The following is a 26,884-nucleotide window of genomic DNA, read 5'->3' on the forward strand; positions in this document are numbered from 1 at the left end:
TAGCGAAGATTGAGGTGACAAAAATGGATATAACCGTGTTAGACGAAAGAGAATTTTCAAGGCAGTTGAACCAAAATAATCAACGGGCTTTTCTGAAGATGATTGAAAACTATGAAAAATTCATTGCCCCTAGTATGCGAGCGCAGGGGTACAAAAGAATCAATCAAAAAGAGCGGACAGTTATTTTTTCTTTTGGAGAAATGACCTTTTCACGTAGCAGATGGAAGAAAGATGACACCATCCGAATCCCTGTTGATGAAAAGCTAGGACTAGAACCAAGGTCGAGGTTTTCTCAGGAGCTACTTTACCAGGTGACCAAGCTTGCTAATTTTATGCCCTATCGTAAAGTTGTATCGGTGATGGAAATGTTAAAGGAAATCTATATCACCAAGAATACAGTTCAGCACGCTTTAGACGTGGCAGGTGAACTCCTAGCTGAAAAAGAGGAGTACGACTCCTTATCAGCTTCAGACTGGTCTGAAGATAACCAGGACAAAGTGAGAGCAAAGAAAGTCTATATTGAAGGTGATGGGGTTTGGGTCAAACAGGCAATGCCTGACAGGAAAAAGAAGTCTATTGAGTTAAGTCATTTTGTCGTCCATACTGGAAGCAAGAAGGGGAAGAGGAATATCTTAAAAGACAAGATAGAAGTTATCTCTACACGCTGTCATAAAGCCAAAGATAGACTAATGGATTTGTTGACTAGGCATTTTGAAATTACTCCCGAAACGGTCATTGTGACTAATTCTGATGGTGGTAAAGGCTATTCTCCTACGGACTTTAAGGACTTAGTTAGTGCTTTTAGGCCTAAAGAGCATTTGCACTTTTGGGATGCTTTTCACGTGAATCAATCCCTGAAAAAGAATTTACGTACTTTTCCTTTAGAGCTGACCAAACAAGCCTTTAAAGCGGTCAAGAGCCGAGATAAGGGTTTACTAGAAACGGTACTTGATACGGCTGAATCTTTGATTAAATCAGACAAAAAATTAGAGTCTTTTCAACGCTTCAAAAGACAACTTCTGAAAAACTTTAAATATACTGATCATCCTGAGAGCTTTGGACTCAGTAGCAAGGGTATTGGTATCATGGAATCTCAGCATCGCAAAGTGACGTATCGAATGAAAAATAGAGGTATGTATTGGAGTGAGAAAGGCGCTGATACTATGAGCCAAACCATTCTTTTAAACCATACAGGAGAATTGAGAGACCTCTTTTTCGGAGAGTGGAGGAAATCCTACCAAACAATAAAAGGCCAGGAAAAAAATTATCCTGGTCACTTTCAACATACTCAAAAATCAGATTATACACTACCACAGGTAAATCGCTCAAACCGAAAACCGAAGTATTGGGGAGCTCTTACCGATGAAAGGGATTGAAAATCATATGAAACCATGATTTGTCAAGCATTTTAGAAAAAAAGTTTAGGAAAATGCTTGCATTCTCCTCCCAAAGTGGTATAATGGACTTATAGAAAAAACACGAACAAAAGGCGCTGAGTGCTAGTAACACTCAAACGCCCACCGATTAAACAACCGTTCCTTGTTCAATCAGTTTAAAGCTATTGTATCATCAAAAGAACAATAAATCAAGACTGAAGCAGGAAAAAGTTGAAAGTTTCGGTCTTGATTTCCGTTCTCTTGGTGATTTTTCATTTTCTCCCAAAAACAGACACACTCATTTTTGATTGAAAAATAGTGCAAAAAACGCTACAATGGTAGATGGAAAAATCTTGTGAAAAGCACAAGCGATACATATATACCGGAGGAAATCATGTCTTTTTCTGATTTAAAGCTGTTTGCCCTTTCTTCTAATAAAGAATTGGCAGAACGTGTGGCGCAGGAGATTGGGATAGAGTTGGGGAAATCAAGTGTTCGCCAATTTTCAGATGGAGAGATTCAGGTCAACATTGAAGAATCAATCCGTGGGAAACACGTCTTTATCCTACAATCAACTAGTTCACCTGTAAATGACAATCTGCTTGAAATTTTGATTATGGTAGATGCTTTGAAGCGTGCGAGTGCAGAATCTGTCAATGTTGTCATGCCTTACTATGGGTATGCACGTCAGGATAGAAAGGCTAGAGCGCGTGAGCCCATCACTTCAAAACTTGTCGCAAATATGCTTGAAGTAGCTGGAGTGGATCGTTTATTGACCATCGACTTGCATGCTGCGCAGATTCAAGGATTCTTTGATATTCCTGTGGATCACTTGATGGGAGCTCCTCTGATTGCGGATTATTTTGAGCGTCGTGGCATGGTTGGTTCTGACTATGTGGTTGTCAGCCCAGACCATGGAGGGGTGACTCGTGCCCGTAAGTTAGCAGAATTTTTGAAAACACCTATTGCTATCATTGACAAACGTCGTAGCGTTGATAAGATGAATACTAGTGAAGTCATGAATATCATCGGTAAGGTCGAAGGCAAGACTTGTATCTTGATTGATGATATGATTGATACGGCTGGAACGATTTGTCACGCGGCAGATGCCCTTGCAGAAGCTGGTGCCATCGAAGTCTATGCGAGCTGTACGCACCCAGTTCTTTCTGGTCCTGCTATGGACAATATCCAAAAATCAGCTATTAAGAAATTGGTTGTTTTGGATACCATCTATCTGCCAGAAGAACGTTTGATCGATAAGATTGAGCAGATCTCAATCGCTCATCTCCTAGGGGATGCTATCGTACGTATCCATGAAAAACGCCCACTTTCTCCACTTTTCAGTATTGAGAAAAAGATTTAAGTTTTCACTTAAAATGGAACATGCTCCTAGCAGAAGTGAACTGCTGGGAGCTTTTTTGTAGCCAAAATCTGCAAGCCTTTTCAAAATGTGCTATACTGATGAAAAAGGAGGATTTCTATGAGTCAAGAATTTATCAATCCAAGTGATGGCGTGATTCGTCAGTATTTAGCAACGAGTAAAACACTTGCTGTGGTGGGGTTGTCAGATCGTGAGGAAACAACTAGCAATCGAGTGACCAAGGAAATGCAGGCTCGGGGTTATAAAATCATCCCAGTCAATCCCAAGGCGGCAGGTGGCGATATCTTGGGTGAAAAGGCTTATGCTAGCCTAGCAGAGATTCCTTTTCCTGTAGATATTGTCAATGTTTACCGTCGCAGTGAGTTTTTGCCAGATGTGGCGCGTGATTTTCTCAAGGCTGATGCCAAGATTTTTTGGGCACAGCTAGGACTTGAAAGTCTAGAAGCGGAAGAAATCTTGCGTGCTGGTGGATGTGATGACATCGTGATGAATCGTTGCATCAAGAGAGAACATACACGTTTGATTGAGGAAGCATAAGAAAAAGGTAGCTGCTGTGCTACCTTTTGTGTTATACTCAATGAAAATTAAAGAGTAAGCTATGATACTAGACGCAGGTTGCTCAAAACACTATTTTGAGGTTGCAGATAGAACTGACGAAGTCAGTAACCATACCTACGGCAAGGCGACGTTGACGTGGTTTGAAGAGATTTTCGAAGAGTATTAGAAAATGCCGATAAGGGTTTGCATCCCAAGACTAGTGAGGATGATGGCAATCCAGCAGATGGCTCCGAGAACAATGGATTTTCCGCTGGATTTGACCATAGCTACCAGATTGGTTTTGAGTCCGATAGCACTCATGGCCATGATAATGAGGAATTTGGAGAGTTGTTTAAGAGGGGTAAAGAAGCTACTAGCTACACCGAGAGAGGTCAGTAGGGTTGTTAGGAGCGATGCAAGGATAAAGTAAAGGATAAAAAGTGGGAAGACTTTTTTCAGTTGCAAACCTTGCTTATTTTTTTGCTCGCGCCTTTGCCAGTAGGAGAGAAAGAGAGTGATAGGGATGATAGCCAGGGTGCGCGTCAGTTTAACAATGGTTGCGGATTCGAGGGTATTGGTCTGGTAGAGACTGTCCCAGGCGCTGGCTGTGGCTGTTACAGAGGAAGTGTCATTGACAGCTGTTCCTGCAAAGAGGGCAAATCCTTCATTAGATAAGTGAAGCCAAGTACCTAGGGTTGGAAAGATGAGAGCAGCCAAGACATTGAAGAAAAAGATAACAGAGATGGCTTGGGCTACTTCCTTTTCCTTGGCATGAATAACGGGTGCTGTCGCCGCAATGGCAGAACCACCACAGATAGAAGAACCCACTCCAATCAAGGTAGCCAGTTTTGTGTCCAGGGCAAAGAAGCGTTGGAAGAGGTAGGCAACAATCAAGGCTATTGAGATGGTGGACAGGATGACAGGGAGTGAAGATTGCCCAACTGCAAAGACCTGCGAAATATTGAGACCAAAACCAAGCAAGATAACGGCATACTGGAGCAATTTTTTGGAACTAAAGGTCAATCCAGCATCCAGTTGTTTATGAGACGCGATAAAGGGATGTAGGAGCATGCCTATGAAAATCGCAAAGACGGGTGCGCCAATCACAGGGAAGAATCCGCCTAGATACCAAGCAAGTAGTGAAATCAGAAGGCAGGCCAAGATGCCTACTCCATTTTTTGATAGAAATGACATAAAAACCTCCAAATAGAATCTGTTACCATTATAGACCTGTAAACAGGAAAAGTAAAATAGAAAGTGGAAAGCTATTCTCTAATGTATTTTTGCGGTCGGGGGGCTTTTGTAGTATAATAGAGATACGTTTTGAAAGTAGGAGGTATCTATGGACTTAACTAAGCGCTTTAATAAACAGTTAGATAAGATTCAAGTTTCGTTGATTCGTCAGTTTGACCAGGCTATTTCGGAGATTCCTGGGGTCTTGCGTTTGACCTTGGGGGAACCTGATTTTACAACGCCAGACCATGTCAAGGAGGCGGCCAAGCGAGCGATTGATCAGAACCAATCCTACTATACAGGGATGAGTGGTCTGCTGACTCTACGTCAGGCAGCCAGTGACTTTGTTAAGGAAAAGTACCAACTGGACTATGCTCCTGAAAATGAAATCTTGGTTACAATTGGGGCGACAGAGGCATTATCTGCTACTTTGACAGCTATTTTGGAAGAGGGAGACAAGGTGCTCTTGCCAGCTCCTGCTTATCCAGGCTATGAACCGATTGTCAATCTAGTTGGGGCAGAGATTGTCGAGATTGACACGACTGAAAATGGGTTTGTCTTGACTCCTGAAATGTTGGAGAAGGCCATTTTGGAGCAGGGAGACAAGCTCAAGGCGGTTATTCTCAACTATCCAGCTAATCCGACAGGAATTACCTATAGTCGAGAGCAGTTGGAAGCCTTGGCAGCTGTTTTGCGCAAGTACGAAATTTTCGTTGTCTGTGATGAGGTTTACTCAGAATTGACCTACACAGGCGAAGCCCATGTGTCTCTAGGAACGATGCTGAGAGACCAAGCTATTATTATCAATGGTCTATCTAAATCGCATGCTATGACCGGTTGGCGTTTGGGGTTGATTTTCGCTCCTGCGACCTTCACAGCCCAGTTAATCAAGAGTCACCAGTACTTGGTGACTGCCGCAAATACTATGGCTCAACATGCTGCGGTAGAAGCCTTGACGGCTGGTAAAAACGATGCGGAGCCTATGAAGAAGGAATACATCCAGCGTCGAGATTACATTATCGAAAAAATGACTACTCTTGGTTTTGAGATTATCAAACCAGACGGTGCCTTCTATATCTTTGCTAAGATTCCAGCGGGTTACAATCAAGATTCCTTTGCTTTTCTGAAGGATTTTGCTCAGAAGAAGGCTGTTGCCTTTATCCCTGGTGCAGCCTTTGGGCGTTACGGGGAAGGTTATGTTCGCCTATCTTATGCAGCCAGCATGGAGACGATCAAAGAAGCCATGAAACGACTTGAGGAGTATATGAGAGAAGCATGATTCAGTCTATCACGAGTCAAGGCTTGGTGCTCTACAATCGTAACTTTCGTGAGGATGACAAGCTAGTCAAGATTTTTACAGAGCAGGCTGGCAAGCGCATGTTTTTCGTTAAACATGCTGGCCAGTCTAAGCTGGCTCCTGTTATTCAGCCCTTGGTGCTGGCTCGATTTCTCTTACGAATCAATGATGATGGGCTCAGTTACATTGAGGACTATCATGAGGTGATGACGTTTCCCAAGATTAATAGCGATCTCTTTGTCATGGCTTATGCGACCTATGTGGCAGCTCTTGCAGATGCTAGTTTGCAGGATAATCAGCAGGATGCTCCCTTGTTTGCTTTTTTGCAAAAGACTTTGGAGTTGATGGAAGCTGGCTTGGATTATCAGGTTTTGACTAACATTTTTGAAATTCAAATCTTGACTCGATTTGGGATTAGCCTCAATTTTAATGAGTGTGTCTTTTGCCATCGGGTCGGTCAGGCTTTTGACTTTTCTTTCAAATATGGCGCTTGCCTCTGTCCAGACCATTATCATGAAGATGAGAGACGTTGCCATCTAAACCCTAATATCCCTTATCTGCTCAATCAATTTCAAGCCATTGATTTTGAAACCTTGGAGACCATTTCGCTCAAGCCTGAAATCAAGCAAGAGCTACGCCAATTTATGGATCAACTCTACGAAGAGTACGTTGGGATTCACCTAAAATCAAAGAAATTTATTGATTCCCTATCCGACTGGGGACAATTACTAAAAGAGGAAAAGAAATGAAAAAAATCGCAGTAGATTCCATGGGGGGCGATTACGCACCTCAGGCCATCGTTGAGGGTGTCAATCAAGCCCTAGCTGACTTTTCAGATATCGAGATTCAACTTTACGGAGATGAAGCTAAAATCAAGCAATATATGACAGCGACGGAGCGCGTCAGCATTATCCATACGGATGAGAAGATTGATTCAGGCGATGAACCTACGAGAGCTATTCGGAAGAAGAAAAATGCCAGTATGGTATTGGCGGCCAAGGCTGTCAAAGAAGGTGAAGCAGACGCTGTGCTCTCAGCTGGGAATACAGGTGCTTTGTTGGCGGCAGGATTCTTCATCGTGGGTCGTATCAAGAATATCGACCGTCCTGGGCTTATGTCAACCTTGCCGACCATTGATGGGAAAGGTTTTGACATGCTTGACCTCGGTGCTAATGCGGAAAATACAGCCCAGCACCTTCATCAATACGCTGTTCTCGGCTCCTTCTATGCCAAGAATGTTCGTGGCATTGCGCAACCACGTGTTGGCTTGCTCAATAACGGAACAGAGAGTAGCAAGGGCGATCCGCTTCGTAAGGAAACTTACGAATTACTAGTAGCTGATGAAAGTTTGAATTTTATCGGAAACGTGGAAGCGCGTGATTTGATGAATGGCGTTGCTGATGTTGTCGTGGCAGATGGTTTCACGGGAAACGCTGTGCTCAAATCCATTGAAGGGACAGCTATGGGAATCATGGGCTTGCTCAAGACCGCTATTACAGGTGGTGGTCTTCGAGCGAAACTAGGCGCCCTCCTTCTCAAGGATAGCCTCAGAGGTTTGAAAAAACAGCTCAACTACTCAGATGTTGGTGGAGCAGTCTTGTTTGGTGTCAAGGCACCGGTTGTCAAGACTCATGGCTCAAGCGATGCCAAGGCTGTTTATAGTACAATCCGCCAGATTCGTACCATGCTAGAAACAGACGTAGTTGCCCAGACTGCGCGTGAATTTTCAGGAGAATAAAAGAGATGACAGAAAAAGAAATTTTTGACCGTATTGTGACCATTATCCAAGAGCGACAGGGAGAGGACTTTGTCGTGACAGAATCCTTGAGTCTGAAAGATGATTTGGATGCTGACTCAGTTGATTTGATGGAGTTTATCTTGACTCTGGAAGATGAATTTAGTATCGAAATCAGTGATGAGGAAATTGACCAACTCCAAAGTGTAGGAGATGTGGTAGAAGTCGTCAAAAGTAAAGAATAGCAAGAAGCAACATGCAAGTCGTGTTGCTTTTTTATTGTCAGGAAAGATAAAAAAATTAGAACTTTTAGTGGGAATTACGAATAGATAGATAAGGAAGAAAAAGGAGGAGTGTTTATGTATGTGACTGGTTTTTATCCGTGGTTCATTAAGTGGTTTTTAAAACCTAAATAGGATGTCGTAAAGGTTACTATCAATGATTTATTTGTCCCAAGCTTGCCTAGGGTGACAGTAAAAAATCAATTTCCTTTCATATCATATTTTTAGTAGGTAGGATATTCGTTCTGCCTATTTTTTGCCAAAAGTGTAGTTGAGGTGTTTATTTGGAGTTTTACATATATTTTTGATAAAATAGGTATAGAAATTAGGAAAGTTGAAGAAAAGAAATGAATAAGATTTTAAAATATTTTTTAGTATTTATTTTTCTATTTTTGATGAATATTTTCATCTTTAAGATGCTAGCAAACCTGGGATTTCAACTGACAATGAGTGAAAAGAGTTATATTGTACCACCGCTGTTTTCGATTATCGTTTTGTACATGATTGACAAAAGAATTAGGAAGAAAAAAAATAAATATATATTTTAGGTAGGACGTTTGTTCTGCCTATTTTCTTTATCCTAAAAGTGCATTTGGGAGGGAGATAGGCGCATTTGGGGAGGAAGTCCAGTTTTTGTTTGGGGATTGGGGTAAGATAGTTGTTATCAGATGAGTTTAGGAAAAAGGAGATGAATATGAAATTTGGGAAACGTCACTATCGTCCGCAGGTGGATCAGATGGACTGTGGTGTAGCTTCATTAGCCATGGTTTTTGGCTACTATGGTAGTTATTATTCTTTGGCTCACTTGCGAGAGTTGGCCAAGACGACCATGGATGGGACGACGGCTTTGGGCTTGGTCAAGGTGGCAGAGGAGATTGGCTTTGAGACGCGGGCCATTAAGGCGGATATGACGCTCTTTGACTTGCCAGATTTGACCTTTCCTTTTGTTGCTCATGTGCTTAAGGAAGGGAAATTGCTCCACTATTATGTGGTGATTGGGCAGGATAAGAAGACGATCCATATCGCTGATCCAGATCCTGGTGTCAAGTTGACTAAGATTTCTCGTGAGCGATTTTCGCAAGAGTGGACAGGAGTGACCCTTTTTATGGCACCTAGTCCAGACTACAAGCCTCATAAGGATCAAAAGAATGGTCTGCTCTCTTTTATTCATATATTAGTGAAGCAGCGTGGCTTGATTGCCAATATCGTTTTGGCGACACTCTTGGTAACCTTGATTAACATTGTGGGTTCTTATTATCTACAGTCTATCATTGATACCTATGTGCCAGATCAGATGCGTTCGACGTTGGGGATTATTTCGATTGGGCTGGTTATCGTCTATATCCTCCAGCAGATCTTGTCTTACGCTCAGGAGTATCTCTTACTTGTTTTGGGGCAACGCTTATCGATTGACGTGATTTTGTCCTATATCAAGCATGTTTTTCACCTGCCTATGTCCTTTTTTGCGACACGTCGTACAGGGGAAATCGTGTCTCGTTTTACAGATGCTAACAGTATCATTGATGCGCTGGCTTCGACCATTCTTTCGATTTTCCTAGATGTGTCAACGGTTGTCATTATTTCCCTTGTTTTATTTTCACAAAATACTAATCTCTTTTTCATGACCTTATTGGCACTTCCTATCTACACAGTGATTATCTTTGCCTTTATGAAGCCTTTTGAAAAGATGAATCGGGACACCATGGAAGCCAATGCGGTTCTGTCTTCTTCTATCATTGAGGACATCAACGGTATTGAGACTATTAAGTCCTTGACCAGTGAAAGTCAGCGTTACCAAAAAATTGACAAGGAATTTGTGGATTATCTGAAAAAATCTTTTACCTATAGTCGGGCAGAGAGTCAGCAAAAGGCTCTGAAAAAAATTGCCCATCTCTTGCTCAATGTCGGCATTCTCTGGATGGGGGCTGTTCTGGTTATGGATGGCAAGATGAGTTTGGGGCAGTTGATTACCTATAATACCTTACTTGTTTACTTTACCAATCCTTTGGAAAATATCATCAATCTGCAAACCAAGCTTCAGACAGCGCAGGTTGCCAATAACCGTCTGAATGAGGTTTATCTGGTAGCTTCGGAGTTTGAGGAGAAGAAAACGGTTGAAGATTTGAGCTTGATGAAGGGAGATATGGACTTCAAGCAGGTTTCCTACAAGTATGGCTATGGTCGAGACGTCTTGTCGGATATCAATTTGACCATTCCTCAAGGTTCTAAAGTAGCTTTTGTGGGGATTTCAGGGTCAGGTAAGACGACCTTGGCCAAGATGATGGTTAATTTTTACGACCCTAGTCAGGGAGAGATTAGTCTGGGTAGTGTCAATCTCAATCAGATTGATAAAAAGGCCCTGCGCCAGTACATCAACTATCTGCCTCAACAGCCCTATGTCTTTAACGGAACGATTTTGGACAATCTTCTTTTGGGAGCCAAGGAGGGAACGACTCAAGAGGATATCTTACGGGCGGTCGAGTTGGCAGAGATTCGGGAGGACATTGAGCGCATGCCACTGAATTACCAGACAGAATTGACTTCGGATGGGGCAGGGATTTCAGGTGGTCAACGTCAGAGAATTGCTCTGGCGCGTGCCCTCTTGACAGATGCGCCGGTCTTGATTTTGGATGAGGCGACCAGCAGTTTGGATATTTTGACAGAGAAGCGAATTGTCGATAATCTCATGGCTTTAGACAAGACCTTGATTTTCATTGCCCACCGCTTGACTATTGCTGAGCGGACAGAGAAGGTTGTTGTCTTGGATCAGGGCAAGATTGTTGAAGAAGGAAAGCATGCTGATTTGCTTGCACAGGATGGCTTTTACGCCCATTTGGTGAATAGCTAGAAAGAGGAGAGGATGAAACCAGAATTTTTAGAAAGTGCGGAGTTTTATAATCGTCGTTATCATAATTTTTCCAGTCGGGTGATTGTACCCATGTCCCTTCTGCTTTTGTTTTTACTTGGATTTGCAACATTTGCAGAGAAGGAGATGAGTTTGTCTACAAGAGCGACTGTCGAGCCTAGTCGTATTCTTGCAAGTATCCAGTCTACTAGCAACAATCGCATTCTTATCAATCATTTGGAAGAAAATAAGCTGGTTAAGAAGGGGGAGCTTCTGGTTCAATATCAAGAAGGGGCAGAGGGTGTCCAAGCGGAGGCCTATGCTAGTCAGTTGGACATGCTCAAGGATCAAAAAAAGCAATTGGAATATTTGCAAAAGAGCCTGCAAGAAGGGGAGAATCACTTTCCAGAGGAGGATAAGTTTGGCTACCAAGCCACCTTTCGCGACTACATCAGTCAAGCAGGCAGTCTTAGGGCTAGTACATCGCAACAAAATGAGACCATCGCGTCCCAGAATGCAGCAGCTAGTCAAACCCAAGCTGAAATCGGCAACCTCATCAGCCAAACAGAGGCTAAAATTCGCGATTACCAGACAGCTAAGTCAGCTATTGAAACAGGTGCTTCCTTGGCCAGTCAGAATCTGGCCTACTCTCTCTACCAGTCCTATAAGTCTCAGGGCGAGGAAAATCCACAATCTAAGGACCAGGCTGTTGCTCAGGTAGAAGCACAGATTTCTCAGTTAGAATCTAGTCTTGCTACTTACCGTGTCCAGTATGCAGGTTCAGGTACCCAGCAAGCCTATGCGTCAGGCTTAAGTAGTCAATTGGAGTCCCTCAAATCCCAACACTTGGCAAAGGTTGGTCAGGAATTGATCCTTCTAGACCAGAAAATCTTGGAAGCAGAGTCAGGTAAGAAAGTACAGGGAAATCTTTTAGACAAGGGGAAAATTATGGCGAGTGAGGATGGGGTTCTTCATCTTAATCCTGAGACCAGTGATTCTACCATGGTAGCAGAAGGTTCCCTACTAGCCCAACTCTATCCGTCCTTGGAAAAAGAGGGGAAAGCCAAACTTACAGCTTATCTAAGTTCAAAGGATGTAGCAAGGATCAAGGTCGGTGATTCTGTTCGCTATACGACGACTCATGATGCCAAGAATCAACTTTTCCTAGATTCTACTATTACAAGTATTGATGCGACAGCTACTAAGACTGAAAAAGGGAATTTCTTTAAAATCGAGGCGGAGACTAATCTAACTTCGGAGCAGGCTGAAAAACTTCGATATGGTGTGGAAGGTCGTCTGCAGATGATTACGGGCAGGAAAAGTTATCTACGTTATTATTTGGATCAATTTTTGAACAAAGAGTAATGTTCGTGTTTTCAGAGTTAAATGATTTTAAAACTGTGAGAAAGCTCCTTCTTGCAGTTTTTTCTTTACGATTTTTGGAGTGCATCTGTTATTTATTCGGTTAAATTCTTGTGTTTTTTGGTTTTTTGTGGTAGAATGTGCTCAAGTAATACGAAAGGCGAACTTTAAAATGTCAAAACAATTGATCTATTCGGGAAAAGCTAAAGATATCTATACAACTGAGGATGAAAATCTTATTATTTCAACTTACAAGGACCAGGCGACTGCTTTCAACGGTGTCAAGAAGGAGCAGATTGCAGGTAAGGGAGTGTTGAATAATCAGATTTCATCTTTTATTTTTGAGAAATTAAATGCGACTGGTGTGGCGACTCACTTTGTGGAGAAGCTTTCAGACACGGAACAACTCAATAAAAAGGTTAAGATTATTCCTTTGGAAGTCGTGCTCCGAAACTATACTGCTGGTTCCTTTTCAAAACGTTTTGGCGTGGATGAGGGAATCGCCTTGGAGACTCCGATTGTTGAATTTTACTACAAAAATGATGATTTGGATGACCCATTTATCAATGACGAGCATGTGAAATTCCTACAGATTGCGGATGACCAGCAGATTGCCTACTTGAAGGAAGAAACTCGCCGTATCAATGAACTTTTGAAAGTCTGGTTTGCTGAGATTGGCCTCAAGTTGATTGACTTTAAGCTAGAGTTCGGTTTTGACAAGGATGGCAAGATTATCTTAGCAGATGAATTTTCACCAGATAATTGCCGTTTGTGGGATGCGGATGGCAACCACATGGATAAGGATGTTTTCCGTAGAGGATTGGGAGAACTAACAGACGTTTACGAGATTGTTTGGGAAAAGTTGCAGGGATTGAAGTAACAACCTCAAGGTCGTTGGGAACATTGCAAGAGCTGAAATAAAGGAATAAGGATTGATGGATAAACGTATTTTTGTTGAAAAAAAGGCTGATTTTCAGGTCAAGTCAGAGAGTTTGGTGAGAGAGCTCCAGCACAACTTGGGGCTTTCAAGCTTGAAAAGTATTCGCATCGTGCAAGTGTATGATGTATTTGATTTGGCAGAGGGCTTGTTTGCGCCTGCAGAGAAACACATTTTCTCTGAGCAGGTGACAGACCATGTTTTGGACGAAGCGGCTGTGCAGGCGGATCTTGCCAACTATGCTTTCTTTGCCATTGAAAGCCTGCCTGGTCAATTTGACCAACGTGCGGCTTCTTCACAGGAAGCCTTGCTTTTGCTGGGAAGTTCGAGTGATGTGACGGTTAATACAGCCCAACTTTACTTAGTCAATAAAGATATTGATGCGACTGAGTTGGAAGCAGTCAAGAATTACTTGCTCAACCCAGTTGATTCTCGTTTCAAGGACATCACGACAGGGATTGCCAAGCAGGAATTTTCAGAGTCAGACAAGACCATTCCTAAATTGACTTTCTTTGAAAGCTATACGGCAGAAGACTTTGCCCGCTACAAGGCCGAGCAAGGGATGGCCATGGAAGTGGATGATTTGCTCTTTATCCAAGACTACTTTAAGTCAGTTGGGCGCGTGCCAACTGAGACTGAACTCAAGGTTTTGGATACTTACTGGTCTGACCACTGCCGTCACACGACGTTTGAGACAGAGTTGAAACACATCGACTTTTCAGCTTCTAAATTCCAAAAACAATTGCAGGCGACCTATGACAAGTATATTGCCATGCGTGATGAGTTGGGGCGTTCTGAAAAACCGCAAACCTTGATGGATATGGCGACTATTTTCGGTCGTTATGAGCGTGCCAATGGACGTTTGGACGATATGGAAGTGTCTGATGAAATAAACGCCTGCTCAGTAGAAATCGAAGTGGACGTTGATGGTATCAAGGAACCTTGGCTCCTCATGTTTAAAAATGAAACTCACAACCACCCAACGGAAATTGAGCCATTTGGTGGGGCTGCTACCTGTATCGGTGGAGCCATTCGTGACCCATTGTCAGGACGTTCATACGTTTACCAAGCTATGCGTATCTCGGGTGCAGGTGATATTACAGCACCAATCTCTGAAACGCGTGCTGGTAAATTGCCACAACAGGTTATTTCTAAAACGGCTGCTCATGGTTATTCTTCTTACGGGAATCAGATTGGTCTTGCGACGACTTACGTTCGTGAGTACTTCCACCCAGGCTTTGTGGCTAAACGTATGGAGCTAGGTGCAGTTGTAGGTGCTGCTCCCAAGGGCAATGTCGTCCGAGAAAAACCGGAAGCTGGTGATGTCATTATCCTCCTTGGAGGTAAGACTGGACGTGATGGTGTCGGTGGTGCGACAGGTTCTTCCAAGGTTCAAACAGTTGAGTCTGTGGAGACTGCTGGAGCTGAGGTTCAAAAAGGGAACGCCATCGAAGAGCGCAAGATTCAACGTCTGTTCCGTAATGGTGAAGTGACACGTCTGATCAAAAAATCAAATGACTTTGGTGCTGGTGGTGTCTGTGTAGCTATTGGTGAATTAGCAGACGGTCTTGAAATCGACCTCAACAAGGTGCCTCTTAAATACCAGGGCTTGAATGGTACCGAAATTGCCATCTCTGAATCTCAAGAACGGATGGCAGTCGTGGTTCGTCCTGAGGATGTAGATGCATTCGTTGTTGAATGTAACAAAGAAAATATTGATGCTGTTGTGGTGGCGACAGTGACTGAAAAACCAAATCTAGTCATGCACTGGAATGGTGAAACAATTGTCGACTTAGAACGTCGTTTCCTTGATACCAATGGTGTGCGCGTGGTCGTTGATGCAAAGGTGGTGGACAAGGATGTCAAGCTTCCAGAAGAACGTCAAACATCTGCTGACACACTTGAAGCAGATACCCTTACGGTTTTATCTGACCTCAACCATGCGAGTCAAAAAGGATTACAGACTATCTTTGACTGCTCTGTTGGACGTTCAACGGTCAATCACCCACTTGGTGGTCGTCACCAACTCACACCAACTGAGGCATCTGTGCAGAAATTACCAGTTCAACACGGTGTGACTCATACTGCGTCAGTCATGGCTCAAGGATTCAACCCATATGTAGCTGAATGGTCTCCATACCACGGTGCTGCCTATGCGGTGATCGAAGCAACTGCTCGTTTGGTGGCTGCTGGTGCCAACTGGTCTAAGGCTCGTTTCTCTTACCAAGAGTATTTCGAGCGCATGGATAAACAAGCTGAGCGTTTTGGTCAGCCAGTAGCAGCTCTCCTAGGCTCTATCGAAGCTCAGATTCAGCTTGGCTTGCCATCTATCGGTGGTAAGGACTCCATGTCTGGTACCTTTGAAGAATTGACGGTGCCACCAACCTTGGTTGCCTTTGGTGTGACAACAGCAGATAGCCGTAAGGTGCTTTCTCCCGAATTCAAGACTGCTGGGGAAAATATTTATTACATCCCAGGTCAAGCATTGGCTCAAGAGATTGACTTCGATCTTATCAAGTCTAACTTCGCTCAATTTGAAGCCCTTCAAAAGGCTCACAAAGTAACAGCAGCTTCAGCTGTTAAATACGGTGGTGTGGTTGAAAGTTTGGCACTTGCTACTTTTGGAAATCATATCGGTGCAGAGGTGATCTTGCCTGAACTTGAGACAGCTTTGACAGCTCAATTGGGTGGATTTGTCTTTACATCTCCTGAAGAAATTGCTGGAGTAGAGAGAATCGGTCAAACGAAAGCAGACTTTACACTCCTTGTCAACGGTGTGAAGCTAGATGGACACAAGCTTGACAGTGCCTTCCAAGGAAAACTGGAAGAAGTCTACCCAACAGAGTTTGCCCAAGCGAAAGAACTGGCTGAGGTTCCAGCTGTGGCATCAGATGTTGTGATTAAAGTCAAAGAAAAGGTCGAAAAACCTGTGGTTTACATCCCAGTCTTCCCAGGAACCAACTCGGAATATGACTCAGCCAAGGCCTTCGAAAAAGAAGGAGCAGAGGTCAACTTGGTGCCATTTGTGACCTTGAATGAAGAAGCCATTGTCAAGTCAGTTGAAACCATGGTTGACAATATCGGTAAGGCTAACATCCTCTTCTTTGCAGGTGGCTTCTCAGCTGCGGACGAACCAGATGGTTCAGCCAAGTTTATTGTCAACATTCTGCTCAATGAAAAAGTGCGTGTGGCTATTGATAGCTTTATCGCTCGTGGTGGCTTGATTATCGGTATCTGTAATGGGTTTCAGGCTTTGGTCAAATCAGGTCTTCTTCCATACGGTAACTTTGAAGATGCCACTAGTACTAGCCCAACTCTCTTCTATAATGATGCCAACCAACACGTGGCCAAGATAGTAGAAACTCGCATTGCCAATACCAACTCACCATGGTTGACTGGTGTGCAAGTGGGTGATATCCACGCCATTCCTGTTTCACACGGTGAAGGGAAATTTGTCGTGACAGCTGAGGAATTCGCGGAGCTCTGTGACAATGGACAAATTTTCAGCCAATATGTTGACTTTGATGGAAAACCAAGTATGGATTCTAAGTACAATCCGAATGGTTCTATCCATGCCATCGAAGGAATTACCAGCAAGAACGGCCAAATCATCGGTAAGATGGGACACTCAGAACGTTATGAAGACGGTCTTTTCCAAAACATCCCAGGAAATAAAGACCAGCACCTGTTCGCGTCAGCGGTTAAATACTTTACTGGAAAATAAGACTTGCAGATTTTCTAATAGATAGTATCAGTAATGTAAAAGTCATGTAGATTTAGCTCTTGGTGCTACACAAATAAAAATTAGGTATATAAAATGACATACGAAGTAAAATCTCTTAATGAAGAATGTGGTGTTTTCGGTATCTGGGGACATCCAGATGCTGCTAAATTGACCTATTTTGGTCTCCATAGTCTTCAGCACCGTGGTCAGGAGGGGGCAGGAATCCTCTCCAATGACCAAGGGAAACTAAAGCGGCATCGCGATATGGGTCTTCTATCAGAAGTCTTCAGAAATCCTGTTAACTTAGATAAATTGACAGGAACTGGTGCGATTGGGCATGTGCGTTACGCGACTGCTGGCGAAGCTTCTGTAGATAATATCCAGCCTTTCCTCTTCCGTTTTCACGATATGCAGTTTGGTTTGGCTCATAATGGGAATCTGACCAATGCAGCCTCTCTCAAGAAAGAATTGGAACAAAGAGGAGCAATTTTCAGCGCGACTTCGGACTCGGAAATCTTGGCTCACCTCATTCGTCGTAGTCACAATCCGAACTTGATGGGCAAAATCAAGGAAGCTCTCAGTCTTGTCAAAGGTGGCTTTGCCTATATCTTGCTGTTTGAGGACAAGTTGATTGCGGCTCTTGACCCCAATGGTTTCCGTCCGCTTTCTATCGGGAAAATGGCCAACGGAGCGGTGGTTGTTTCATCTGAAACCTGTGCTTTTGAGGTTATTGGTGCTGAATGGATTCGTGATTTGAAGCCAGGTGAGATTGTGATTATTGATGACAAGGGAATCCAGTATGATAGCTATACGGATGATACTCAGCTCGCGATTTGCTCTATGGAGTATATCTATTTTGCCCGCCCTGATTCTAATATCCACGGTGTCAATGTCCATACGGCTCGCAAACGTATGGGTGCCCAATTGGCGCGTGAATTCAAGCATGAGGTGGATATCGTGGTCGGTGTGCCCAATTCTTCTCTCAGCGCAGCTATGGGATTTGCGGAAGAATCTGGTCTGCCAAATGAAATGGGACTTATCAAGAACCAATACACCCAACGCACCTTTATTCAACCGACTCAAGAATTGCGGGAGCAAGGGGTGCGGATGAAACTCTCTGCAGTTTCAGGTGTTGTCAAAGGCAAGCGTGTGGTTATGATTGATGACTCTATTGTACGTGGAACGACCTCTCGTCGTATTGTTCAACTCTTGAAAGAAGCGGGTGCGACTGAGGTTCACGTTGCCATTGGTAGTCCAGCGCTAGCTTATCCATGCTTCTATGGAATTGATATCCAGACCCGTCAGGAGCTGATTGCAGCTAATCATACGGTCGAAGAAACTCGCCAAATCATTGGTGCGGACAGTCTGACTTATCTTTCAATTGATGGTTTGATTGAGTCGATTGGGATTGAAACAGATGCGCCAAATGGTGGTCTCTGTGTCGCTTACTTTGACGGTGACTACCCAACACCTCTCTACGATTATGAAGAAGACTATCGTCGAAGTTTGGAAGAAAAGACCAGTTTTTATAAATAGATGACAGATTCTCCATTAAAGAAAAGGAATATAAAAATGACAAATAAGAATGCTTACGCTCAATCTGGTGTGGATGTTGAAGCGGGTTATGAAGTTGTTGAACGGATCAAAAAGCACGTGGCTCGTACGGAGCGTGCAGGTGTCATGGGAGCTCTTGGTGGCTTTGGTGGTATGTTTGATCTTTCAAAGACTGGGGTTAAAGAACCTGTCTTGATTTCAGGAACTGATGGTGTCGGAACCAAGATCATGCTGGCTATCAAGTACGACAAGCACGATACCATCGGTCAGGACTGTGTGGCCATGTGTGTCAATGATATCATCGCTGCAGGTGCGGAGCCCCTCTATTTCCTTGACTACGTCGCAACTGGCAAGAATGAACCAGCTAAGCTAGAACAAGTAGTCGCTGGTGTGGCAGAAGGCTGTGTGCAGGCAGGTGCTGCCCTTATTGGTGGGGAAACGGCTGAAATGCCGGGCATGTACGGCGAAGATGACTATGACTTGGCTGGTTTTGCGGTTGGTGTGTCTGAAAAATCTCAAATCATTGACGGTTCAAAGGTGGCAGAAGGAGATATTCTTCTCGGACTTGCTTCAAGTGGGATTCATTCCAATGGTTACTCTCTCGTCCGTCGTGTCTTTGCGGATTACACAGGTGAGGAAGTCCTGCCAGAATTGGAGGGCAAGCAACTCAAGGAAGTTTTGCTTGAGCCGACTCGTATCTATGTCAAGGCTGTCTTACCACTCATCAAGGAAGGCTTGGTAAACGGCATTGCCCACATCACAGGCGGTGGCTTTATTGAGAATGTCCCTCGCATGTTTGCAGCTGACCTAGCAGCTGAGATTGAGGAAAGCAAGGTACCAGTTTTGCCAATCTTTAAAGCCCTTGAAAAATACGGTGAAATTAAACATGAAGAAATGTTTGAAATCTTCAATATGGGTGTGGGACTTATGCTGGCAGTTAGCCCTGAAAATGTAGGTCGTGTCAAGGAATTGTTGGATGAACCAGTCTATGAAATTGGTCGTATTGTCAAGAAAGAAAATGAAAGTGTCATCATCAAATGAAAAAAATAGCGGTTTTTGCCTCTGGTAATGGCTCAAATTTTCAGGTGATTGCCGAAGAATTTTCAGTGGAGTTTGTCTTTTCAGACCATCGTGACGCCTATGTGCTCGAACGTGCAGACAAGCTCGGTGTTCTGTCCTATGCTTTTGAACTCAAGGAGTTTGAGAACAAGGCGGACTACGAAGTAGCACTTGTTGAGCTATTAGAAGAGCACCAGATTGACTTGGTTTGTCTAGCAGGCTACATGAAAATCGTTGGGCCAATCTTATTGGCGGCTTATGAAGGACGAATCATCAACATTCATCCAGCCTATTTGCCAGAATTTCCAGGAGCTCATGGGATTGAGGATGCTTGGAATGCTAGGGTGGGACAGTCTGGCGTGACCATTCACTGGGTGGATTCTGGTGTGGATACTGGAAAGGTTATCAAACAAGTGCGCGTGCCAAGGCTGGCTGATGATACGATTGACAGTTTTGAAGCTCGCATTCATGAGGCGGAGTACAAGTTGTATCCAGAGGTTATTAGAGAATTGTTGGATAAGTAAATGAAAGGAAATAACATGACTAAACGCGCCTTAATCAGCGTCTCAGACAAAGCGGGCATTGTTGAATTTGCCCAAGAACTCAAAAAACTTGGTTGGGATATCATCTCGACAGGTGGGACAAAGGTTACCCTTGACAATGCTGGGGTTGAGACCATTGCTATTGACGATGTGACGGGTTTCCCGGAAATGATGGATGGTCGTGTGAAGACCCTCCACCCAAATATTCACGGTGGGCTCTTAGCTCGTCGTGACTTGGATAGTCACTTGGAAGCAGCTAAGGATAATAATATCGAATTGATCGACCTTGTTGTGGTCAATCTCTATCCTTTCAAGGAAACCATTCTTAAACCAGACGTGACGTACGCTGATGCGGTGGAGAACATCGATATAGGTGGGCCATCTATGCTTCGTTCAGCAGCTAAAAACCACGCTAGCGTGACCGTTGTTGTAGACCCTGCTGACTATGCTGTTGTTCTTGACGAATTGGCAGCAAACGGCGAAACCTCTTATGAAACTCGCCAACGTTTGGCGGCTAAGGTTTTCCGTCACACAGCAGCTTACGATGCCTTGATTGCAGAGTATTTTACAGCTCAGGTCGGCGAAAGCAAGCCTGAAAAACTGACCTTGACCTATGACCTCAAACAAGCTATGCGTTATGGTGAAAATCCTCAACAGGACGCTGACTTCTATCAAAAAGCCTTGCCAACGGATTACTCTATCGCTTCAGCCAAACAGCTCAACGGTAAGGAATTGTCCTTCAACAATATTCGAGATGCGGATGCAGCTATTCGTATTATTCGCGATTTCAAGGAACGCCCAACGGTTGTAGCTCTCAAACACATGAACCCATGTGGAATTGGTCAAGCTGACGACATCGAGACTGCTTGGGACTATGCTTACGAGTCTGACCCAGTGTCTATTTTTGGTGGAATTGTCGTTCTCAACCGTGAGGTGGATGCTGCGACTGCTGAGAAGATGCACGGCGTTTTCCTCGAAATCATCATCGCACCGAGCTATACGGATGAAGCGCTAGCCATTTTGACCAATAAAAAGAAAAACTTGCGCATCCTTGCCTTGCCATTTGATGCTCAAGATGCTAGTGAGGTAGAGGCAGAATACACAGGTGTTGTCGGTGGACTTCTTGTGCAAAACCAAGACGTGGTCAAGGAAAGCCCAGCTGACTGGCAAGTGGTGACCAAACGCCAACCAACTGAGACAGAAGCGACTGCTCTTGAGTTCGCTTGGAAGGCTATCAAGTACGTCAAATCAAACGGGATCATAGTAACCAACGACCACATGACACTTGGTGTTGGCCCAGGGCAAACCAACCGAGTGGCTTCAGTCCGTATCGCCATCGAACAAGCTAAAGACCGTCTTGACGGTGCCGTCCTTGCTTCCGATGCCTTCTTCCCATTTGCCGATAACGTGGAAGAAATCGCTAAAGCAGGTATCAAAGCCATCATCCAACCAGGTGGATCTGTCCGTGACCAAGAATCCATCGAAGCAGCGGATAAATACGGCTTGACTATGGTCTTCACAGGCGTGAGACATTTTAGACATTAATGGGGATTTAAAAATTATCTCATTATCAACTATGATGAATGATTTATCGCTAGCAATGAGAGAAGACGTAAGTGTTCTTCTCTTTTTGTATGTCTAAAACAATAAGCATTTTAGTGTTAGAAATTATTAAAATGATTTGTTAGAGCTGTTCATGACTAATATCGAAAAACTCAGTTTCTCACTTAGCTATTTTTCATACGTTTTATGGTGTTTAAGGTTGTTGTGACTAGCTCGTTAATAGGCATGGCCTTATAATCTCCTTTTAACCATTCATCAAAAATATTGTAGAGACCTCCAATAATGAATCTACTATCATAGGTGATTTGCCTTTGAATACTGTTTGTGATATGCCAAGGTGCCATGACAGTAGTATAAGCAGCAGGAAGCTTATCATAAGACCTTTGCAAGATAAGCACTAGCAGGTTTGCGTCTTGCAAAATTTTTAATGGCTCAGTGTACTGGCTCCAATACTGAAAGAAAAGGTTCACCAAATCTTCAAAATTAGTCAGTTTTGCTGTTCGAAGTTCGATAATATAGTCTTGGATTAAGCGGTCTAAATAGTTCGTAAGAACTTCCTCTTTTGAATGGTAATAACGATAAAACGTTCGTCTAGCAATTTGAGCATGCTCGCTGAGTTCAGCAATGCTGATATTTTGGAGAGACTTCTTAGTTGCTAATAAATCGAACAAGGCTTCTTCCAGCCATTGCCGCGTTTGATATTCCATGATATTTTTCCTTTCCTGTCACACTTTTGGTCAAACTGTGCCAATTTCTCTTAAACTCTTGTTTTTGTAACAGTTTATCTTTATACTAAAAGTGTTGCGAGTGATATATGATTATCATTTATTCTTAACATTGTACAATTGTTAGTTATTATTAAGGAGGTAAAGATATGAGCATTCTTTTTAATGTTTGGATGCTACCTATTTTATTTATTTTACACGATTTTGAAGAAATGATTTTTATGCCCTTGTGGAAAACACGGCATCATCAAAAATTAGAAACTTTTAAGAAACCGTTCTTTGGTTCCGTTACGCAAGGCTCCGCTTTTGCAGTAGGTGTGTTGGAGGAATTTATCATCCTGATGTTTATTTCTGGATTCTGCCAAATAACTCACAACACTTTACTCTATTTATCTTTTGTAATAGCTTATACATCTCATTTCATAATCCATTATATCATGTGCATGCAATTTAGGGGTTATGTTCCTGGAGTCGTCACAGTAACCCTAGAATTGCCAATGGTTCTAATGATTATTTCCCACTATTGGTCTTCTGACGTTCCTTTGTTATCAGTCTTTGTCTATCTTTTATTAGCCATGATAATAGCTTTTACGAATCTTAAAATAATGCATCTCATCATGCCAAAAATCCAAACACATCTAGAAAAATATGCGAAATGAAAAATGATTAAATGAGAGCTACTTTTTAACCTTTCTGAAAGAAAAGTTTAAGGAGCGATTAAGAAAGTTCTTATATACTATAGTCATCCTAGCAATAGGAATCCTAAAACTTTTCTTTTTCATAAATCTCCTAAAAAGCCCGCTTCAAGCGGGTTTTTCATTTTGGTTTGAGAAATTGATGGTACTGACAATACAAGACAGCAAGGCATTAATTGGCAATATCAAAGATTTCTGGCATTACCGCGTCGGACACTATCGTATCATCTGCCGTATTGAAGATGAGGGGCTGATTATTGTAGCTGTCAATGGCGGACATAGGAAAGATGTTTATAAGAAGTAAGCTGAGAAGGGTGGATTTTTCAGGTGTACATCGTGGCAATAAGCATTTCCTTCTTGACAAATTACTGATAACTTTAGTAAAATGATGTTAATAGGACCGCCCACCTCTCTCTGATGTGACAAGGCGGACATTTTTTTATATGGATGATTGAATGGAAATCAAAGAATTTAAGACTTTTGAAGAGCAAGTAGCCAAATTAATTGAGCACGGATGTGAGGATATAACTTCCAAGGAGTATGCCATCACTATTCTAAAACGTATTAATTATTATCGGCTAACTGCTTATTTTTTGCCTTTTAGAGATGAGGAGTCTCAAAAATATGACAGCAACAAGGTATCTTTAGAGAAGATTTACAGCATTTATCAGTTTGATTCAGAGCTCAGACTTTTGCTAATGGAGTATCTTGAAGATATTGAGTTATATTTTAAAACGCAAGTTGCTTACCATCATTCTGAACAGTATGGCGCCTTAGCTTATAAATATAGCAAGAACTTTAACAAATATCACAAACACGATGAATTTATGAAGAATCTTGAAAAAGAACTGAGTTATCGAAGAAAGGATCCTATTTATAAACATCATCAGTTTAAGTATGATAGTGAATTTCCCTTATGGGTCTTAGTTGAATTTTTTTCATTTGGTATTACTTCTAAGTTTTATGCCGATAGTCCAAATTCAGTTCAAAGTCTCATTGCTAAAGATTTGAATATCAAGATAACTCAAGTTCGTACCTACCTTGAAGTTGCAGTTGTTCTTAGAAACTATTGCGCACATTACAGTAGGCTGTACTATAGAAGCTTCACAAAGGTTCCTGGACAGCTGCCACCTTTTATGACTGAAAATGTCAAAATTAAAAATCGCCTCATGGCTCAATTATATGCCATTAAACAGTTGTATACTGATCGTGATAAATGGAATAATAATTTTATCCCACGTTTAAGAGGCTTATTTGCTAAATACCAATCCAGTATTCATCTACATCACTTAGGTTTTACAGGTGACTGGGAATATGTTTTGAAGAAATAAATGTACAAGAAGTGAGCTGAGAGGCTTGCTTTTTTGGTATAATTAAAACAGAAAATAATACATGGAGTTTTTTGATGGAAAGATTTAATTTAAATAATCGTTTACTTATGTTTGCAGTTTGTACATCAATTGAATATGATTTAAGGAATTTTATCAGTAACAATAAGCCAGTAATAGGTTTACCGAATGATTTTGTTGAAAAAGCAAGAACTAGAAATTCTGACTCTACTTCCTCCAGTAAGGGGACATCTGATGAATATGAAATATTGATAGAACTGGATTTAGGAGATTTAGTATCATTTATTATAGGAAACCACAGCAGCTTCAGGGTCAATCTAGAAGAAAAGTCAAAAATGAAGAAAATTTTTGATAAAATTATTCCAATTCGAAATAGGGTTATGCATTCTAGGCCATTGGAATTTGCAGATCGCTCTACTTTAGAAGAAGCGTTAAATATAATTGATAAGGAACTTCCAAAAATCAATTGGAAGCAAGTAAAAGAAACAAGAAAGTTAATTTTAGAAAATCCTCAACAATTATTGATGGAAGTTAAACCTACAGTAAAAGATGATACAACTAAAATTTATCATAACTTACCATTGCCAGAATTTGATGATACTGGATTTGTAGGACGGAAAAAGGAAATTTCAGATCTAAAAGGACTCATTTTAAATAAAAAATCTCAAATTATTACTATTATTGGTAATGGCGGAATTGGAAAAACAGCTATTGCCATTAAATGCCTATATGATATTGTAGATGATCCTGAGCATCAAGATAGGTTTGATGCCATAGTATGGGTAAGTTTAAAAACAAAGTCTTTAACTAAAGGTGAGTTTATAAATATCAAAGGTGCAATTCATTCTGTTGAAGGAATGTATAAGTCATTACAAAAATCAACAGTTGAAGATTCAGATTCTCCAGTAGATGACATACTGAGTTTTATGCAGAATTTCAATACATTACTTGTTATTGATAATTTAGAAACAGTAACAGCGGGAGAAATACTAAATTTTTTAAAATCAATTCCAGATAATTCTAAAGTATTAATTACTTCAAGAAGTGGTGTTGGAGAACTAGAGACGCGCTTTAGGTTATCAGAAATGAGTTTAAAAGATTCAGAACAATACTTTAGGTTACTGTGCCAATATTACGGACTAGAGTTGTATAAGCGAGATAAAGATAGTTTGAGACAATTATTGACTGAAGATTTATATTCGAGTCCTCTCTCAATAAAATGGTTTGTCACAAGTATCTATTTTAAAACAGACGAGGCTAGTTTATTGGCACATAAGGACAATTTAATTCATTTCAGTATGTCGAATATTATTGACAAATTAAACTCCTCACAAAAAGAAATACTCCATTTATTTTTATTAGAAGGGAAACCTTTAGTATTTGGTGTAATTGATTTCTATATGGATGAGTCAACATATGAATTAGCTGAGGACATCAATGTATTACAGTCCACCAGTATGCTTGATTCAAAATCAAATACATATCAAATTAATAGTATGGCAAAAGATTACCTTTCACTATATAATAAGCCGAGTAACGATTTTATTAAAAAAGTTTCTAAAAAAAGAAGTGAGTTATCTCGTATTTTACAAAATATTCAACTTGAAAAAGAAGCATCGCCATTTTTCGCTAAGACTATTTTTGGTAATCTAGAAACAGATAATAAAAAGATTTCTTCATTTTATCTAAAGCAAGCTTTACAATATAGTGCAGATAAACGATGGAAAGAAGCTGAAGAATCTGTTGAGAGAGCTCGGGAAGTAGCTCCAGATTATTTTGAAGTTTATAAAATAAAAGCATATATAAATGCAGAGAATATGAATTTATATGAAGCTATTGAATCGTACAGAACAGCTGTAGAAAATGCTAATGAAGGTTATGAAAAAGCTACAGTCTTGTATTTATTTAGTATTTTTTACAGAAATAAAATGGATGATTATGAAAGTGCTTATCAAGAAATTTTGGAAGCTGAAAAAAATTATCCAGATTCAAAAGAGATATTACTTGAAAAAGCACGAGTGTTAATTTTTCTTGTAAGATATGAAGAAGCAGAGATGGCTTTAAAAAGTATTGATATTACTTCTGATGAAAAAGACAGATTTAAAAATCAATATATTAGTAGATATGCAGATTTATACATAAGGAAAGGGAGTCAATTTAAAAGGCGTGATTATAAGAAGAGATTAGAATTACTTGAGAAAGCGATCGAGTTAATTGAAGATTTGGAAACAATTGATGGGGGAACTGCTTCAATACTAATAAAAGCATTAAATGATCTATCCTTTTTATCTTTTGATCTAGATGCAAAGCAATTATTAGAAAAAAAGATTCAACAGCATTTCAGTTTAATAGTTAACAATACTAATAATGTAGTAAAGAAACTAAAAACGGCAATTTTAGAGCATAGTGAATCATATAGCGTCGATGTTGTTGATTTAGCTAAAAGACTAGGTGTCAATTATGACGCTTTAGCTCAAGAAATTACTGAGGACACTGAAGGAATTATAGTAACTATTAAGTATGATTCTGGTTTTGTAAAAAATTCCAACGGTTCATTTTATTTTAGTTTGGATGAGGTGAACTTTCTTAATCCAATTGTTGGAGATAGGGTTTCATTTGAGTATGAGGAGACACCCAGAGGGAAAAATGCAAAAAATTTAAATTTTATTGTTGAAAAGTAAAAAGATTA

General features: G+C 41.4%; 23 protein-coding genes. 21 read left to right on the forward strand and 2 right to left on the reverse strand.

The window, feature by feature from the left end; all coding sequences use genetic code 11:
- Positions 1 to 23: 23 nt before the first annotated feature.
- The 4 genes from D7D54_RS08380 (at position 24) to D7D54_RS09595 (ending at position 3,481) form a co-directional block, all read left to right on the forward strand.
- Positions 24 to 1,376: an ISLre2 family transposase gene (locus D7D54_RS08380; RefSeq protein WP_120719220.1), complete on the forward strand. Its 1,353-nt coding sequence runs from the start codon at positions 24 to 26 to the stop codon at positions 1,374 to 1,376.
- Between the two features lie 394 nt (positions 1,377 to 1,770).
- Entirely contained in the window at positions 1,771 to 2,739 is a 969-nt protein-coding gene (locus D7D54_RS08385) for a ribose-phosphate diphosphokinase (protein WP_020902250.1), read from the forward strand.
- Between the two features lie 117 nt (positions 2,740 to 2,856).
- Positions 2,857 to 3,294 (forward strand): CoA-binding protein, encoded by a 438-nt coding sequence (locus tag D7D54_RS08390; protein ID WP_120719221.1) that lies wholly within the window; start codon positions 2,857 to 2,859, stop codon positions 3,292 to 3,294.
- 61 nt (positions 3,295 to 3,355) lie between these two features.
- A complete protein-coding gene (locus D7D54_RS09595; protein WP_261116915.1) occupies positions 3,356 to 3,481 on the forward strand; it encodes a hypothetical protein in 126 nt (41 codons plus the stop codon).
- Here D7D54_RS09595 and D7D54_RS08395 read toward each other — a convergent pair.
- Positions 3,478 to 4,488, reverse strand: a complete 1,011-nt coding sequence (locus D7D54_RS08395) for a YeiH family protein (RefSeq protein ID WP_120719222.1) — start codon at positions 4,486 to 4,488, stop codon at positions 3,478 to 3,480. The genes D7D54_RS09595 and D7D54_RS08395 overlap by 4 nt on opposite strands.
- Before the next feature lie 148 nt (positions 4,489 to 4,636).
- Between D7D54_RS08395 and D7D54_RS08400 the strand changes: the two genes are divergently transcribed.
- The 13 genes from D7D54_RS08400 to purH all read left to right on the forward strand — a co-directional run bounded on the left by D7D54_RS08400 (position 4,637) and on the right by purH (position 21,408).
- Positions 4,637 to 5,806, forward strand: a complete 1,170-nt coding sequence (locus tag D7D54_RS08400) for a pyridoxal phosphate-dependent aminotransferase (RefSeq protein ID WP_120719223.1) — start codon at positions 4,637 to 4,639, stop codon at positions 5,804 to 5,806.
- A complete protein-coding gene (gene recO / locus D7D54_RS08405) occupies positions 5,803 to 6,573 on the forward strand; it encodes a DNA repair protein RecO (protein ID WP_020902251.1) in 771 nt (256 codons plus the stop codon). The genes D7D54_RS08400 and recO overlap by 4 nt, the downstream gene beginning before the upstream one ends.
- Positions 6,570 to 7,562, forward strand: coding sequence for a phosphate acyltransferase PlsX (gene plsX / locus D7D54_RS08410; protein WP_020902252.1), 993 nt, complete (start codon positions 6,570 to 6,572; stop codon positions 7,560 to 7,562). The genes recO and plsX overlap by 4 nt, the downstream gene beginning before the upstream one ends.
- 5 nt (positions 7,563 to 7,567) lie before the next feature.
- On the forward strand, positions 7,568 to 7,804 hold the full coding sequence (locus D7D54_RS08415) for an acyl carrier protein (RefSeq protein ID WP_020902253.1): 237 nt from the start codon (positions 7,568 to 7,570) through the stop codon (positions 7,802 to 7,804).
- A 383-nt stretch (positions 7,805 to 8,187) separates the two neighbouring features.
- On the forward strand, positions 8,188 to 8,388 hold the full coding sequence (locus D7D54_RS09540) for a hypothetical protein (protein WP_020902254.1): 201 nt from the start codon (positions 8,188 to 8,190) through the stop codon (positions 8,386 to 8,388).
- A gap of 146 nt (positions 8,389 to 8,534) precedes the next feature.
- Positions 8,535 to 10,688: a peptide cleavage/export ABC transporter ComA gene (gene comA / locus D7D54_RS08425; RefSeq protein WP_084862095.1), complete on the forward strand. Its 2,154-nt coding sequence runs from the start codon at positions 8,535 to 8,537 to the stop codon at positions 10,686 to 10,688.
- 12 nt (positions 10,689 to 10,700) lie between these two features.
- Positions 10,701 to 12,050: a competence pheromone export protein ComB gene (gene comB / locus D7D54_RS08430; RefSeq protein ID WP_120719224.1), complete on the forward strand. Its 1,350-nt coding sequence runs from the start codon at positions 10,701 to 10,703 to the stop codon at positions 12,048 to 12,050.
- Positions 12,051 to 12,219: 169 nt separating this feature from the next.
- Positions 12,220 to 12,927, forward strand: coding sequence for a phosphoribosylaminoimidazolesuccinocarboxamide synthase (gene purC / locus D7D54_RS08435; protein ID WP_162496611.1), 708 nt, complete (start codon positions 12,220 to 12,222; stop codon positions 12,925 to 12,927).
- Between the two features lie 55 nt (positions 12,928 to 12,982).
- A complete protein-coding gene (locus tag D7D54_RS08440) occupies positions 12,983 to 16,708 on the forward strand; it encodes a phosphoribosylformylglycinamidine synthase (RefSeq protein WP_120719226.1) in 3,726 nt (1,241 codons plus the stop codon).
- Between the two features lie 93 nt (positions 16,709 to 16,801).
- The gene (purF, locus tag D7D54_RS08445) at positions 16,802 to 18,244 is read left to right on the forward strand and encodes an amidophosphoribosyltransferase (protein WP_120719227.1); all 1,443 of its coding nucleotides are present in this window, start codon (positions 16,802 to 16,804) and stop codon (positions 18,242 to 18,244) included.
- Positions 18,245 to 18,280: 36 nt separating this feature from the next.
- On the forward strand, positions 18,281 to 19,303 hold the full coding sequence (purM, locus tag D7D54_RS08450; RefSeq protein WP_120719228.1) for a phosphoribosylformylglycinamidine cyclo-ligase: 1,023 nt from the start codon (positions 18,281 to 18,283) through the stop codon (positions 19,301 to 19,303).
- Positions 19,300 to 19,845, forward strand: coding sequence for a phosphoribosylglycinamide formyltransferase (gene purN, locus D7D54_RS08455; protein WP_120719229.1), 546 nt, complete (start codon positions 19,300 to 19,302; stop codon positions 19,843 to 19,845). The genes purM and purN overlap by 4 nt, the downstream gene beginning before the upstream one ends.
- 15 nt (positions 19,846 to 19,860) lie before the next feature.
- Positions 19,861 to 21,408, forward strand: a complete 1,548-nt coding sequence (purH, locus tag D7D54_RS08460; RefSeq protein ID WP_020902260.1) for a bifunctional phosphoribosylaminoimidazolecarboxamide formyltransferase/IMP cyclohydrolase — start codon at positions 19,861 to 19,863, stop codon at positions 21,406 to 21,408.
- A 182-nt stretch (positions 21,409 to 21,590) separates the two neighbouring features.
- On the opposite strand, the gene D7D54_RS08465 is transcribed toward purH, so the two are convergent.
- Positions 21,591 to 22,133 (reverse strand): TetR/AcrR family transcriptional regulator, encoded by a 543-nt coding sequence (locus D7D54_RS08465; protein ID WP_020902261.1) that lies wholly within the window; start codon positions 22,131 to 22,133, stop codon positions 21,591 to 21,593.
- Between the two features lie 167 nt (positions 22,134 to 22,300).
- Here D7D54_RS08465 and D7D54_RS08470 point away from each other — a divergent pair, with 167 nt between their 5' ends.
- The 4 genes from D7D54_RS08470 to D7D54_RS08490 all read left to right on the forward strand — a co-directional run bounded on the left by D7D54_RS08470 (position 22,301) and on the right by D7D54_RS08490 (position 26,876).
- Complete coding sequence (locus tag D7D54_RS08470; RefSeq protein WP_007519402.1) at positions 22,301 to 22,810, forward strand: HXXEE domain-containing protein; 510 nt, start codon at positions 22,301 to 22,303, stop codon at positions 22,808 to 22,810.
- Between the two features lie 178 nt (positions 22,811 to 22,988).
- Positions 22,989 to 23,150, forward strand: a complete 162-nt coding sequence (locus tag D7D54_RS08475) for a type II toxin-antitoxin system RelE family toxin (RefSeq protein WP_002302001.1) — start codon at positions 22,989 to 22,991, stop codon at positions 23,148 to 23,150.
- Positions 23,151 to 23,301: 151 nt separating this feature from the next.
- Complete coding sequence (locus D7D54_RS08485) at positions 23,302 to 24,177, forward strand: Abi family protein (RefSeq protein ID WP_120719231.1); 876 nt, start codon at positions 23,302 to 23,304, stop codon at positions 24,175 to 24,177.
- A 74-nt stretch (positions 24,178 to 24,251) separates the two neighbouring features.
- A complete protein-coding gene (locus D7D54_RS08490; protein ID WP_120719232.1) occupies positions 24,252 to 26,876 on the forward strand; it encodes an NB-ARC domain-containing protein in 2,625 nt (874 codons plus the stop codon).
- The last annotated feature ends 8 nt before the right edge of the window (positions 26,877 to 26,884 follow it).

Source organism: Streptococcus chosunensis (assembly GCF_003626515.1).
GTDB lineage: Bacteria > Bacillota > Bacilli > Lactobacillales > Streptococcaceae > Streptococcus > Streptococcus chosunensis.